Origin of the sequence: Mycobacterium sp. SVM_VP21, assembly GCA_024758765.1 — a bacterium.
Classification (GTDB): Bacteria; Actinomycetota; Actinomycetes; order Mycobacteriales; family Mycobacteriaceae; genus Mycobacterium; species Mycobacterium heraklionense_C.
In genome coordinates, this window is the sequence record CP101406.1 from 4,869,902 (window position 1) to 4,882,418 (window position 12,517).

A 12,517-nucleotide genomic window follows, 5' to 3' on the forward strand; every position below is an offset into this window, starting at 1 on the left:
TTGGATTCAGGCGGTCGCTGCAACAAACGTGGACGGGTCTGACAGTAGTCGGTCGAGTTCTTCGGCGGGGGTGCGCCAGCCGAGGCGTTTGCGGGGTCGGGCGTTGAGTTCGGCGGCGACGTTGTCGAGGATGCCGGGGCCGTGGAACGACAGGTCGGTGCCTTTGGGGAAGTACTGGCGGAGCAGTCCGTTGGTGTTCTCGTTGGTGCCGCGCTGCCAGGGGCTGTGCGGGTCGCAGAAGTAGATCGGCAGGCCGGTAGCCTCGGTGATCTTGGTGTGCAGCGCCATCTCTTTGCCCTGGTCCCAGGCCAGCGATAGACGCAGTACCTCGGGGAGATCAGAGATCTTTGCGGTCATGGCATCGGCGACGGTGGCCGCGCGGCGGTCCTCGGGCAGGTGCAGCAGCAGGACAAAGCCGGTGGTCCGCTCCACCAGGGTGGCGATCTGGGAGGCCTGGTTCTTGCCGATGATCAAGTCGCCTTCCCAATGCCCGGGTATCGCACGGTCGTCGGCCTCGGCCGGCCGCTCACTGATATTGACCATGTCCTTGATCTTGCCGGGCCCTTCAGTTGTGTTGCGGCCCTGAGGCTTACGTCGCGTACGCCCGGTCCGCAATGCCTCTTTGACGAGGCGGGCCAACTCCCCGCGGGGTTGGACGTAGAGGGCCTGGTAGATGGTTTCGTGAGACACCCACATCTCCGGATCGTCGGGGAAATCCTCGCGCAGCCGGCCCGCAATCTGTTGCGGGCTGTGCCGCCGTTTCAAGCGTCGCACAACCTCGGCCAGCAGCGCCGGATTCGTCTCCAGCTTGCGCAGCTTGGGGCGTGCTCGGGCCGCGTCGACGGCGTCCTGGCCGGTGCGGGCGCGATACACCCGACCAGGGCTGGTCACGCCCCGGCAAGCCTCCCGATGGATCGTCGAGCGATCCCGGCCCAGCAGGTCGGCTGCCTGGGCTTGGGTGTAGCCGTCCTCGAGCAAATCCTCCAGGCGGCAGCGTTCGACAAACGTCATCACCGGCGGCACAGACGCGCATTCGGGTTCAACACCAGCCGGGACAGGGGTTCTGGGCACATACCCAGCCTGTTGGACCCAACGTCGGCAGGTGTGTTCTGACACGCCGGCGTTCACCGCGGCCTGTCTCGGAGTCGCGCCACCGCGCAGCGCACCCCAGAACGCGTCCTTGACCTGCTGCGAATACCGCAAGCCGTAGTGCTTGGTTTTGGTCTGATACCCCGCAGACCTAGCCCACTGCCGGCCCGTCGCCCCCGAAACCCCAGCTACCGTCGCCGCCGCCGTCGGTGACAAACCCGACCCGAGCGACTCCCAGAACCTCTCCCACACAAAATCCGGTACCCGCCGATCACCACGGCCCCGAAACCCCGCGCCCCTGTCGAGCGTCGGTTGATGGTTGACGGATCTGTTTCGGTTGATCCTTGACACTCGGGTTTAGTGCTTAGGCCGGACCGCGGGTGCGGAGGGCCCGTTTGTTTCTTACCTCGCCGGTGCTGGTTCGTGCGGCGGTCTTGACCAGATCGTCGCCGATGAAGAACCGCAGCAGGTCCCCGTCGACGTGGACATCGCAGCGTGAACCGGCATGGTGGACACCCACACTGACTTGCTGCCACGCCACGCACACGACCCCGTTGCTGGTGACCCGACGCGACACCCAGTCATCACCGGTGCGATCACCCGGGATGGCCGGGGGATCCACCGGGGCCACCGGTACGGTGCCCGAGGTGAAACGTTGAGCCGGTGTGGCCATGGCGATCCCCTGATGCGGGCGCACGGTGTTGTAGTCGGCAACCCACTCGTCCAACGCCCGCTGGGCCGCCTTGAGATTGACGAAAGGCCTGCCGCCGGCCAGGAATTCAGCACGCAAACTGCGATGAAACCGCTCGATCTTGCCAGTCGTCGTCGGCGAACGCGGCGCAGTCAGCAGATGCTCGATCCCGTGCTGACGGCAGATCGCATCGAAGAGCACCTCCACCGGCGGATGGTTGAACCGCCCAGTGAACACCTTGCCGTTGTCGGTCAAGATCTGCTCGGGCACCCCATAAGCCGCCAACGCATCACGCAACCCGTCACAGACCGCCCGAGCACGCTCCCGGACCATCAACCGGGCACAGACACACATCCGGGAATGGTCATCAATCCCGGTCAATGCCTTGACGCTGGTCCCATCGGCCAGCGGAAACCCACCCACGACATCCATCTGCCACAACTCCATCGGCGCCCCGCGTTCCCAGCGCTTCCACTTGCGTGAGCGCCGATCCCGGCCGCTGGACTCGATCAACCCCGCCCGCAGCAACGCCCGATACACCCCCGACTCCGACGGCATCGGCGACACCTTGCGCTTGGCCAGCTCGAACACCAGCCGCCGCGGCCCCCAATACGGCCGCGAACGCCGCAACTCCAACACCGCCGCCTCCACCGGCGCCGGCATCTGATGCGGACACGACCTCGGACGATGCGACCGATCAGCCAACCCGTCCAAACCCTGCGCCTCATAGCGAGCCAACCACGCATGCAACGTCTGACGGGACACCCCGACCTTGCTCGCCACCTGACCTATCGACAAACCATCGCTGATCACCGCCAACACGGCCTGATACCGCTGCTCAACCACGCTCAACTCCCTCATCAAGGGAGTGTCAAGGATCAACCGAAGCAACTGTCAAGCCTCAGCCGAAACACCGTCAAGCATCACCCGACACCGAAATGTCAAGCATCAACCGAGGTCATACACTGAGGGGGACCCGGTTTCTGGTCCAGTCGCTATGCGGCTTGGGGTTGGTGGGTCGTGGTCCACTGTAGGGCGAACTCGGCTGGGCTGAGTCCGCGGTGTGCTGAATGCGGTCTGTTGGCGTTGTAGTCGATCCTCCAATCCTCGATGATCACTTGGGCTTCCAGGAGCGAGTCGAAGCGCCAGGAATTGAGCAGCTCGTCGCGCAGTCGGCCGTTGAACGATTCGATCCAGGCGTTCTGCCAGGGGGACCCGGGATCGATGAACAGTGAGCCGGTGCCGTTGAACCGGCACCAGTCGTTGACCGCGTGGGCAACGAACTCGGGCCCGTTGTCGAAGCGCACGTAGTGCGGCACCTCATGCGCGAGGGCCAACCGGTCGAGGATGTCGACGACGCCGTCGGCATTGATGGCGCGATCGACGTGGATCGCCAGGGCCTCGCGGGTGAATTCGTCGATGATGTTGAGCATCTTGATGGTGCGCCCGTCGGCGGTGGTGTCGAACTGAAAGTCCATCGCCCAGATCACGTTCGGTGCGATCGGCGACATCGCCCCAACCGCTGTACCAATGCCGGTCAGCCGTTTCTTCCTGCGACGCTGGGGAACTCGCAGCCCCTCGTCGCGCCACAGGCGGCGAACGCGCTTGTTGTTGACCGCCCAGCCGGCCTTACGGGCCATCGCCGCGGCGCGTCGCCATCCCCAGCGTGGCCGGTCGGTGGAGAACGTGCGCAGCCAGGCCCGCAGCTCGGCTTCCCCGTCGGTGATGGGCGTCGGCGTCAGGCGCATCGTGGAGCGGTGAATGCCCACCACCGCGCAGGCCCGACGCTGCGAGACCCCGAACCGCTCGCGCAGCATCACCACGGCGCTGCGCTTGCGGTTCGGGGTTAGAAGTTTCCCTCCGAGATCTCCTTGAGCATGTCGATGTCGAGGGCCTGGTTGGCCACCAGTTTCTTGAGCCTGGCGTTTTCGGCCTCGAGCTCTTTGAGGCGTCTGGCGTCGCTGGCCTTCATGCCGCCGTACTGGGCCACCCAGCGATGCCACGTCGACTCGGTGACCTCCAGGTGCCGGCACACCTCGGCCAGTTCCTGGCCGGTCCCGAGGAGCTTGTTGCCCTCAGCGAGCTTGCGGATGATCTGATCCGGCGTATGCCGCCGGCGCTTCTTGGCTGCCATGTCGTTGCCGATTCTTCCTGCCCGAACACCGGGCATCAGAGTCGCACAACAACTGGACCACTACGAAGGGCTCACCTCAGTGGCGTCCTGTGCATGTCAAACCCAGGTAAGGTTCTTCGCGTTGCATCGAATTAATCCACATGCTCCGCCGCTTGTGCGGGCCCCCGTCAATTCCTTTGAGTTTTAGCCTTGCGGCCGTACTCCCCAGGCGGGGTACTTAATGCGTTAGCTACGGCACGGATCCCTAAAGGAAGGAAACCCACACCTAGTACCCACCGTTTACGGCGTGGACTACCAGGGTATCTAATCCTGTTCGCTCCCCACGCTTTCGCTCCTCAGCGTCAGTTACTGCCCAGAGACCCGCCTTCGCCACCGGTGTTCCTCCTGATATCTGCGCATTCCACCGCTACACCAGGAATTCCAGTCTCCCCTACAGTACTCCAGTCTGCCCGTATCGCCCGCACGCCCACAGTTAAGCTGTGAGTTTTCACGGACAACGTGACAAACCACCTACGAGCTCTTTACGCCCAGTAATTCCGGACAACGCTCGCACCCTACGTATTACCGCGGCTGCTGGCACGTAGTTGGCCGGTGCTTCTTCTGTACCTACCGTCACCCCAAGAAAAATCCCGGAGCTTCGCCGATACTGAAAGAGGTTTACAACCCGAAGGCCGTCATCCCCCACGCGGCGTCGCTGCATCAGGCTTGCGCCCATTGTGCAATATTCCCCACTGCTGCCTCCCGTAGGAGTCTGGGCCGTATCTCAGTCCCAGTGTGGCCGGACACCCTCTCAGGCCGGCTACCCGTCGTCGCCTTGGTAGGCCATTACCCCACCAACAAGCTGATAGGCCGCGGGCCCATCCCACACCGCAAAAGCTTTCCACCACACACCATGAAGCATGCGGTCCTATTCGGTATTAGACCCAGTTTCCCAGGCTTATCCCAAAGTGCAGGGCAGATCACCCACGTGTTACTCACCCGTTCGCCACTCGAGTACCCCCGAAAGGGCCTTTCCGTTCGACTTGCATGTGTTAAGCACGCCGCCAGCGTTCGTCCTGAGCCAGGATCAAACTCTCCAAACAAAAACCAGAAACATCACAAGACAGGTATCGGGTTTTCACGTACCGGGCTCTCACCGTCTACGGCAGGCCATCCCAAGCCACTTCCGCTAACCACAACACTTTCTCACTGTCCTCCAGGCGAGTAGACCCAGACATGACGCTCCCACAACCCCGCACACACAACCCCTACCCGGTATCACATGCATACGGTTTAGCCATCCTCCGCTTTCGCTCGCCACTACTCACGGAATCACATTTTGTTTTCTCTTCCTACGGGTACTGAGATGTTTCACTTCCCCGCGTTACCTCCCCACTGGCTATACATTCACCAGTTGGTGACACGACATCACTCGTGCCGGGTTTCCCCATTCGGACATCCTCGGATCCACGCTCGGTTGGCAGCTCCCCGAGGCATATCGCAGCCTCCTACGTCCTTCATCGGCTCTCGATGCCAAGGCATCCACCATGCGCCCTTAAACACTTACAAAACACACAAACCAAGAAACAAAAATTGCAAAAACAAACAAGACACAAAGCCTTGCTTGCTAGATGCTCGCAACCACTATCCACAAAACAAACACCACACCCCACCACCAAGATGGAGCGACAACACACCCACCCCCACGAGGGCGACAAACGGCCTGTTGCCTCAGGACCCAACAGTGTGCCCAACCAAAGCTGGCCACCAGAAGCACAAGGCCCCTGGCAGTTGATGATCAAAGCTGTTGCTGTGTGAAAACAATCTGCACCACCAGCAACCCACTACAGGCGCCAGCGAAAAATATCCCAACCATCATCAATCCCGCACTCGTGACGGGGACGGGGGAAAAATGGTGCTCCTTAGAAAGGAGGTGATCCAGCCGCACCTTCCGGTACGGCTACCTTGTTACGACTTCGTCCCAATCGCCGATCCCACCTTCGACGGGAGGTTGAGTTGAGCGAGAAGAGTGCTGCGCCGGTCGGGGGGCCGGATCGTCGGGCGATTGTTGCTGAGGCGCTGCGCAAGATTGATGATTTGACGGCGCGGTTGGCGGTTGCTGAGGCCGGGGATACTGAGCCGATTGCGGTGGTGGGTGTTGGGTGTCGTCTGCCTGGTGGGGTGGATGGGCCGGCTGCGTTGTGGCGGTTGTTGTGTGATGAGGGTTCGGGGATTGTTCGGGTTCCGGCGGATCGTTGGGATGCGGATGGGTTGTTTTCGTCGGATCATTCGGTGGCGGGGACGATTTGTTCTCGTGAGGGTGGGTTTTTGACGTCGTGGCAGCCGGCGGAGTTTGATGCGGAGTTTTTTGGTATTTCGCCGCGTGAGGCTGATGCGATGGATCCTCAGCAGCGGTTGTTGATGGAGGTGGCCTGGGAGGCGTTGGAGCATGCCGGGATCACTAAGGAGGCGATTCGGGGTACTGCGACTGGCGTCTTCGTGGGTATGACGACTAACGATTACGCGCTTAATATTGTCGGTAATATTCGTGCCGAAGAAATTGATCCGTATGTGCCTTTTGGTAATGCGCCGAATTTTGCGGCGGGGCGGTTGTCGTATTTCTTGGGTGTGCATGGGCCGGCGATGATGTTGGATACGGCGTGTTCGTCGTCGTTGGTGACGATTCATTTGGCGTGTGCGAGTTTGCGGCGTCGGGAGTCGGATCAGGCGTTGGCTGCTGGGGTGAATTTGATGTTGACCGGGGACGGGGGAAAAATGGTGCTCCTTAGAAAGGAGGTGATCCAGCCGCACCTTCCGGTACGGCTACCTTGTTACGACTTCGTCCCAATCGCCGATCCCACCTTCGACGGCTCCCTCCACAAGGGTTAGGCCACCGGCTTCGGGTGTTACCGACTTTCATGACGTGACGGGCGGTGTGTACAAGGCCCGGGAACGTATTCACCGCAGCGTTGCTGATCTGCGATTACTAGCGACTCCGACTTCATGGGGTCGAGTTGCAGACCCCAATCCGAACTGAGACCGGCTTTAAAGGATTCGCTAACCCTCACGGGATCGCAGCCCTTTGTACCGGCCATTGTAGCATGTGTGAAGCCCTGGACATAAGGGGCATGATGACTTGACGTCATCCCCACCTTCCTCCGAGTTGACCCCGGCAGTCTCTCACGAGTCCCCACCATAACGTGCTGGCAACATGAGACAAGGGTTGCGCTCGTTGCGGGACTTAACCCAACATCTCACGACACGAGCTGACGACAGCCATGCACCACCTGCACACAGGCCACAAGGGAACCCTCACGCAGCGAAAAACCCACCTGCGCAACAAAAACCGGCTCCAACTCAGCAACAGCCGCAGCAAACACCGGCTCATCGGCCAACAACCGACGACCCATCCCCACCCAATGCGAACCCTGACCCGAAAACACAAACACCGTGCCGGGGCCGGGCAGCGCCGCCGCGGGTTCAACGACGCCGGGGGCGGATTCACCGGCGGCCAGCGCAGCAAGCCCCGCAATGGCCTGCTCGTGATCGCGGGCGGCGATGGTCGCGAACTTCTGGTGGCGAGTGCGGTGATGGTTGAGCGCATGGGCAATGTCGGCCAGGGCGATCTCGGCGCCGTCGTTCTGCAGCCATTGTGCGAGCACCCCGGCGGTGGCCGCGATACGCGCCGGCGACTTCCCCGAAACCACCAACGTACTCACCGGCACCGCAGCAGCCGCCGCCTTGCAAAAACAAACAAGACACAAAGCCTTGCTTGCTAGATGCTCGCAACCACTATCCACAAAACAAACACCACACCCCACCACCAAGATGGAGCGACAACACACCCACCCCACAAAAGGGCGACAAACGGCCTGTTGCCTCAGGACCCAACAGTGTGCCCAACCAAAGTCGGCCACCAGAAGCACAAGGCCCCTGGCAGTTGGTGATCAAAGCTGTTGCTGTTTGAAAACAATCTGCACCACCAGCAACCCACTACAGGCGCCAGCGAAAAATATCCCAACCATCATCAATCCCGCACTCTTTGCGGGGACGGGGGAAAAATGGTGCTCCTTAGAAAGGAGGTGATCCAGCCGCACCTTCCGGTACGGCTACCTTGTTACGACTTCGTCCCAATCGCCGATCCCACCTTCGACGGCAACAACTCACCGGCAGCAACGGCATCCAACTCCAACAACGCCACCGCACCCTGACCAGCCTGCCGCGACATCAAGGCCGACCGCACCCCGATCACCTTCAAACCCTGCTCCGGCGTCAGCGCCCCGGCCACCACCGCCGCAGACACCTCCCCCATCGAATGCCCAATCACCGCATCCGGAACAACCCCATAGGAACGCCACAACGCCGCCAACGCCAACTGCAACCCCATGATCACCGGCTGCACCTGCGCATCACCGGAAATCTCCACACCGTCAGCAATCACCTCACGCAGCGAAAAACCCACCTGCGCAACAAAATAAGAAACAAACGGGCCCTCCGCACCCGCGGTCCGGCCTAAGCACTAAACCCGAGTGTCAAGGATCAACCGAAACAGATCCGTCAACCATCAACCGACGCTCGACAGGGGCGCAGCAGCCGGTGTATGACTTCGGGTGATGCTGGCCGTGTTGGCGGTGATCACTGATGGTTTGTCGGTATGTCAGGTGGCCAGCGGTCAAGTCCACGGGCGTGGTGTACGACGTCGTCGTGTGATTCTTCGAGTTGGTGGTTCAGGCGGTCAGTGCCGCGGGGGTGTCCTCCTGTTCTGTCGGGGTGTCTCCGACGCCTGAGGTGGAGACGGCGACGATGGCGGCGTTGGTGACGCTGCAGGAGATCGTTGACTACCTGCAGTCGTTGATGGGTCCGGCGGCTGCACCTGCCGCTGCTGCGCCTGCGCCGGTTGCTCCCGCGGCTGCTGCGCCTGCTCCGGTTGCTTCGGTGGCGGTTGCTCCGGCGGCGGGTGTGGATTTGGTCGGGGACATGTTGGCGGTGGTTGCCGACAAGACTGGTTATCCGGTGGAGATGCTGGATCTGTCGATGGCGCTTGAGGCGGATCTGGTTGGATACGGCGTGTTCGTCGTCGTTGGTGACGATTCATTTGGCGTGTGCGAGTTTGCGGCGTCGGGAGTCGGATCAGGCGTTGGCTGCTGGGGTGAATTTGATGTTGACCCCGCAGAACAGCATTGCGACGTCGCGGTGGGGGATGTTGGCCCCGGATGGGCAGTGCAAGACGTTTGATGCGGCTGCTGATGGTTATGTGCGGTCTGAGGGTGCTGGGGTGGTGGTGCTCAAGCGGCTTTCGGATGCGCAGCGTGATGGTGACGTGCTGGCAACATGAGACAAGGGTTGCGCTCGTTGCGGGACTTAACCCAACATCTCACGACACGAGCTGACGACAGCCATGCACCACCTGCACACAGGCCACAAGGGAACCGATATCTCTACCGGCGTCCTGTGCATGTCAAACCCAGGTAAGGTTCTTCGCGTTGCATCGAATTAATCCACATGCTCCGCCGCTTGTGCGGGCCCCCGTCAATTCCTTTGAGTTTTAGCCTTGGTGCTGGCAACATGAGACAAGGGTTGCGCTCGTTGCGGGACTTAACCCAACATCTCACGACACGAGCTGACGACAGCCATGCACCACCTGCACACAGGCCACAAGGGAACCAACATCTCTGCTGGCGTCCTGTGCATGTCAAACCCAGGTAAGGTTCTTCGCGTTGCATCGAATTAATCCACATGCTCCGCCGCTTGTGCGGGCCCCCGTCAATTCCTTTGAGTTTTAGCCTTGTGATGGTGGCCGGTAAGCCGTTGTGCTGGCCGAGGTTTCCCGAGGCCAGTAGGGCGCGGCACATGGCGGTCAGGGCGTCGTGGTTGCGTTGGGCGGCGCTGCGGGTATCGGCGTCGATCGCGGCTTGCGACGGAGTGCCTCCGGTACAGGGGGTGTCATCGTTGGGGTTGCACATGCCGGGGGCTGCCCAGCGGGCCAGTACGGCGTCCCAGGTGGCGCGGGCGAATTTTTCGGAGTTGACGCCGAATGCGGGTGTGGGGGCGTCGAAGTTTGTGGTTGCGGCGCAGGCGATGGAGTGGCCGGTGGTGTCGCGTCCGCGTCGGGCGGGGGTGTCCTCGTTTGGGGTGTCGGGCACTAATGCGCATGTGATTGTGGAGCAGGCTCCCGATGTTGAGGTGGTGGCGGCGGCTGCTGCGGTGCCGGTGAGTACGTTGGTGGTTTCGGGGGGCGTCGGCGCGGTTGTCCCCGGCGGATATTGATTATGTCGAGGCGCATGGGACTGGGACGGCGTTGGGTGATCCGATTGAGTTGGATGCCTTGTCGGCGGTGTTTGGTGATCGTGGGTCGTCGGCGCCGTTGGTGTTGGGGTCGGTGAAGACTAATCTGGGGCACCTTGAGTCGGCTTCGGGTGTGGCGGGGTTTATCAAGACGGTGTTGTCGGTGCAGCGGGAAACATCACAAGACAGGTATCGGGTTTTCACGTACCGGGCTCTCACCGTCTACGGCAGGCCATCCCAAGCCACTTCCGCTAACCACAACACTTTCTCACTGTCCTCCAGGTGAGTAGACCCAGACATGACGCTCCCACAACCCCGCACACACAACCCCTACCCGGTATCACATGCATACGGTTTAGCCATCCTCCGCTTTCGCTCGCCACTACTCACGGAATCTCGGTGCCCAATGCGGTGAGGTGTTGTTCGGCCTGGGTCAGGGTGCCGGCGTCGACCTCGGCGGGTAGGTAGGTGAAGAAGGAGCGGATCACCGCGATGTGGGCGGTGCTTATCTTCCCCGCACGTTGGGCGGTAGCCACCGTCGGCAGTACCGGTTCCAACGCTTCGCCGGTGAGGGTGCGGCGGTCACCCAGTTCGGCGGCCTCCGCCAGACGCCGCCCGGAGGTCGACGCCGGCACCCTGACCCAGGCCGAACAACACCTCACCGCATTGGGCACCGAGTGTCGTCCCGACGAACTCGCCAAACTCGCCCAACGCCTCGCCGACCACCTACACCCCGACGGCAACTACACCGAAGACGATCGCGCCAAACGCCGCGGTGTAATCCTCGGCCCGCAAGGCAGCGACGGCATGACCCCCATCAAGGGCTACCTCGACCCCCAAGTGGTGGTTTTTGTTTGTTGTTGTTTTTGCCATGCCTTCGGCGCCCCGTGTTGGGGGTGTGGTGTTTTTTTGATGTCAGTTTTTGACTGATGTTTTGGGATTGTTTCCAAATTGGTTTTTGTTTGGAGAGTTTGATCCTGGCTCAGGACGAACGCTGGCGGCGTGCTTAACACATGCAAGTCGAACGGAAAGGCCCTTTCGGGGGTACTCGAGTGGCGAACGGCCGGCACCAATGGCGCCGAGCGTGAGGCCGGTCAGGGCGTGGCCCACGAAGCCTGAGCGGGATGCGACCAGCGCGCCAGTAGTGCACCGCCGGGCCTGTGCGGCGGTTCCATTCGGGTGGTTCGGGTCATCGCCGTTGTATGGGTAGACTGAGCCGTGATCCAGCGCGAGACTTCGACAACCGCCTCGCGGACGCACCGTTCCCCAGATGGCCGGAGCCTTGGTCGCTGCCTTCTTCGCAACAACCTTCTTAGCCGGAGCCTTGGTCACGGCCTTCTTGGCCGGAGCCTTGGTCGCTGCCTTCTTCGCAACAACCTTCTTAGCCGGAGCCTTGGTCACGGCCTTCTTGGCCGGAGCCTTGGTCGCTGCCTTCTTCGCAACAACTATGCGGCGGTTCCAGCTTCGGCTCTCCTGCGTCGAGCCTCGCTAAACCGCCGAGTCTATGCGGCGGTTCCAGCTTCGGCTCTCCTGCGTCGAGCCTCGCTAAACCGCCGAGTCTATGCGGCGGTTCCAGCTTCGGCTCTCCTGCGTCGAGCCTCGCTAAACCGCCACGCCGCGGTCCCAGCTTCGCCTCTCCTTCGTCGAGCCTCGCTGAACCGCCGGGTTCACGCCGCGGTCCCAGCTTCGCCTCTCCTTCGTCGAGCCTCGCTGAACCGCCGGGTTCACGCCGCGGTCCCAGCTTCGCCTCTCCTTCGTCGAGCCTCGCTGAAGTTAATAGCGGCGACCCGCTTCGCCCGGCTCCGCCGCGCTTGCGATCACCGCTGGGTTAATAGCGGCGACCCGCTTCGCCCGGCTCCGCCGCGCTTGCGATCACCGCTGGGTTAATAGCGGCGACCCGCTTCGCCCGGCTCCGCCGCGCTTGCGATCACCTGCGGCGGGTTCGGCCGGTGCCGCGGGTGCCGCAGCGCTGGCCTCGGCGGCGGGTGCGGCGGCCGGGGCGGCCTTCTTGGCACCCGGGCGCTTGGCGCCACCGGCCATCCCCAGTCCTGTCACCGGAGCCGCGGCCTTTACCTCGGCGATCGAGAGGTGTTGGTGCGGTATGGGGTATCAGGCGGGGTTTCGGGGCCGTGGTGATCGGCGGGTACCGGATTTTGTGTGGGAGAGGTTCTGGGAGTCGCTCGGGTCGGGTTTGTCACCGACGGCGGCGGCGACGGTAGCTGGGGTCGCTAGTTCGACGGCGCCGACCCGCTGCGCGTGACTTCGTCGCGCTTGCGATCGTCGCTAGTTCGACGGCGCCGACCCGCTGCGCGTGACTTCGTCGCGCTTGCGATCGTCGC

At 62.1% G+C, this 12,517-nt stretch carries 9 protein-coding genes, 3 pseudogenes and 5 other annotated features; of the genes and pseudogenes, 4 read left to right on the top strand and 8 right to left on the bottom strand.

Features of this window, described 5'->3' with window-relative positions:
* Positions 1-6: 6 nt before the first annotated feature.
* The 3 genes from NM962_22730 to NM962_22740 all read right to left on the bottom strand — a co-directional run bounded on the left by NM962_22730 (position 7) and on the right by NM962_22740 (position 3,914).
* Positions 7-1,011, bottom strand: a complete 1,005-nt coding sequence (locus tag NM962_22730; protein ID UVO12593.1) for an IS30 family transposase — start codon at positions 1,009-1,011, stop codon at positions 7-9.
* Between the two features lie 442 nt (positions 1,012-1,453).
* On the bottom strand, positions 1,454-2,641 hold the full coding sequence (locus NM962_22735) for an IS481 family transposase (GenBank protein UVO12594.1): 1,188 nt from the start codon (positions 2,639-2,641) through the stop codon (positions 1,454-1,456).
* A 134-nt stretch (positions 2,642-2,775) separates the two neighbouring features.
* A protein-coding gene (locus tag NM962_22740) for an IS3 family transposase (GenBank protein UVO12595.1) occupies positions 2,776-3,914 on the bottom strand; the annotation gives its coding sequence in 2 pieces (ribosomal slippage) (positions 2,776-3,644 and positions 3,644-3,914; 1,140 coding nt in all).
* Positions 3,915-4,121: 207 nt separating this feature from the next.
* Positions 4,122-5,418: a sequence feature (most likely nonfunctional fraction of RNA operon), on the bottom strand.
* 1,277 nt (positions 5,419-6,695) lie between these two features.
* Positions 6,696-6,829 (bottom strand) — a sequence feature (16S ribosomal RNA rRNA prediction is too short).
* A gap of 5 nt (positions 6,830-6,834) precedes the next feature.
* Positions 6,835-7,281 (bottom strand) — a sequence feature (16S ribosomal RNA rRNA prediction is too short).
* A 31-nt stretch (positions 7,282-7,312) separates the two neighbouring features.
* On the opposite strand from NM962_22740, the gene NM962_22745 reads away from it, so the two are divergent.
* The gene (locus NM962_22745) at positions 7,313-7,672 is read left to right on the top strand and encodes a hypothetical protein (GenBank protein ID UVO12596.1); all 360 of its coding nucleotides are present in this window, start codon (positions 7,313-7,315) and stop codon (positions 7,670-7,672) included.
* A 389-nt stretch (positions 7,673-8,061) separates the two neighbouring features.
* Here NM962_22745 and NM962_22750 read toward each other — a convergent pair.
* Positions 8,062-8,367: pseudogene (locus tag NM962_22750) on the bottom strand (acyltransferase domain-containing protein).
* A gap of 329 nt (positions 8,368-8,696) precedes the next feature.
* On the opposite strand from NM962_22750, the gene NM962_22755 reads away from it, so the two are divergent.
* A complete protein-coding gene (locus NM962_22755) occupies positions 8,697-9,128 on the top strand; it encodes a hypothetical protein (GenBank protein ID UVO12597.1) in 432 nt (143 codons plus the stop codon).
* Between the two features lie 47 nt (positions 9,129-9,175).
* Positions 9,176-9,692: a sequence feature (16S ribosomal RNA rRNA prediction is too short), on the bottom strand.
* Here NM962_22755 and NM962_22760 read toward each other — a convergent pair.
* Positions 9,683-9,904 (bottom strand): annotated as a pseudogene (locus NM962_22760) (13E12 repeat family protein). Its footprint overlaps the feature before it by 10 nt.
* 67 nt (positions 9,905-9,971) lie before the next feature.
* Here NM962_22760 and NM962_22765 point away from each other — a divergent pair.
* A complete protein-coding gene (locus tag NM962_22765; GenBank protein ID UVO14916.1) occupies positions 9,972-10,160 on the top strand; it encodes a hypothetical protein in 189 nt (62 codons plus the stop codon).
* 139 nt (positions 10,161-10,299) lie between these two features.
* Positions 10,300-10,571, bottom strand: a sequence feature (23S ribosomal RNA rRNA prediction is too short).
* On the opposite strand, the gene NM962_22770 is transcribed toward NM962_22765, so the two are convergent.
* Positions 10,565-10,813, bottom strand: coding sequence for a 13E12 repeat family protein (locus tag NM962_22770; GenBank protein UVO12598.1), 249 nt, complete (start codon positions 10,811-10,813; stop codon positions 10,565-10,567). (Overlaps the previous feature by 7 nt.)
* A gap of 31 nt (positions 10,814-10,844) precedes the next feature.
* Between NM962_22770 and NM962_22775 the strand changes: the two genes are divergently transcribed.
* Complete coding sequence (locus NM962_22775; protein ID UVO12599.1) at positions 10,845-11,108, top strand: 13E12 repeat family protein; 264 nt, start codon at positions 10,845-10,847, stop codon at positions 11,106-11,108.
* A 342-nt stretch (positions 11,109-11,450) separates the two neighbouring features.
* Here NM962_22775 and NM962_22780 read toward each other — a convergent pair.
* Both NM962_22780 and NM962_22785 read right to left on the bottom strand, forming a co-directional pair.
* Positions 11,451-11,618 (bottom strand): annotated as a pseudogene (locus NM962_22780) (hypothetical protein).
* Positions 11,619-12,050: 432 nt separating this feature from the next.
* Entirely contained in the window at positions 12,051-12,233 is a 183-nt protein-coding gene (locus NM962_22785) for a hypothetical protein (GenBank protein UVO12600.1), read from the bottom strand.
* Between the last annotated feature and the right edge of the window lie 284 nt (positions 12,234-12,517).

Bases quoted from the DNA above. Each gene is read 5' to 3' on its own strand.
- NM962_22730 (UVO12593.1), bottom strand. From the start codon at position 1,011: ATGACGTTTGTCGAACGCTGCCGCCTGGAGGATTTGCTCGAGGACGGC.
- NM962_22735 (UVO12594.1), bottom strand. From the start codon at position 2,641: ATGAGGGAGTTGAGCGTGGTTGAGCAGCGGTATCAGGCCGTGTTGGCG.
- NM962_22745 (UVO12596.1), top strand. From the start codon at position 7,313: ATGCGAACCCTGACCCGAAAACACAAACACCGTGCCGGGGCCGGGCAG.
- NM962_22755 (UVO12597.1), top strand. From the start codon at position 8,697: ATGGCGGCGTTGGTGACGCTGCAGGAGATCGTTGACTACCTGCAGTCG.
- NM962_22765 (UVO14916.1), top strand. From the start codon at position 9,972: ATGGAGTGGCCGGTGGTGTCGCGTCCGCGTCGGGCGGGGGTGTCCTCG.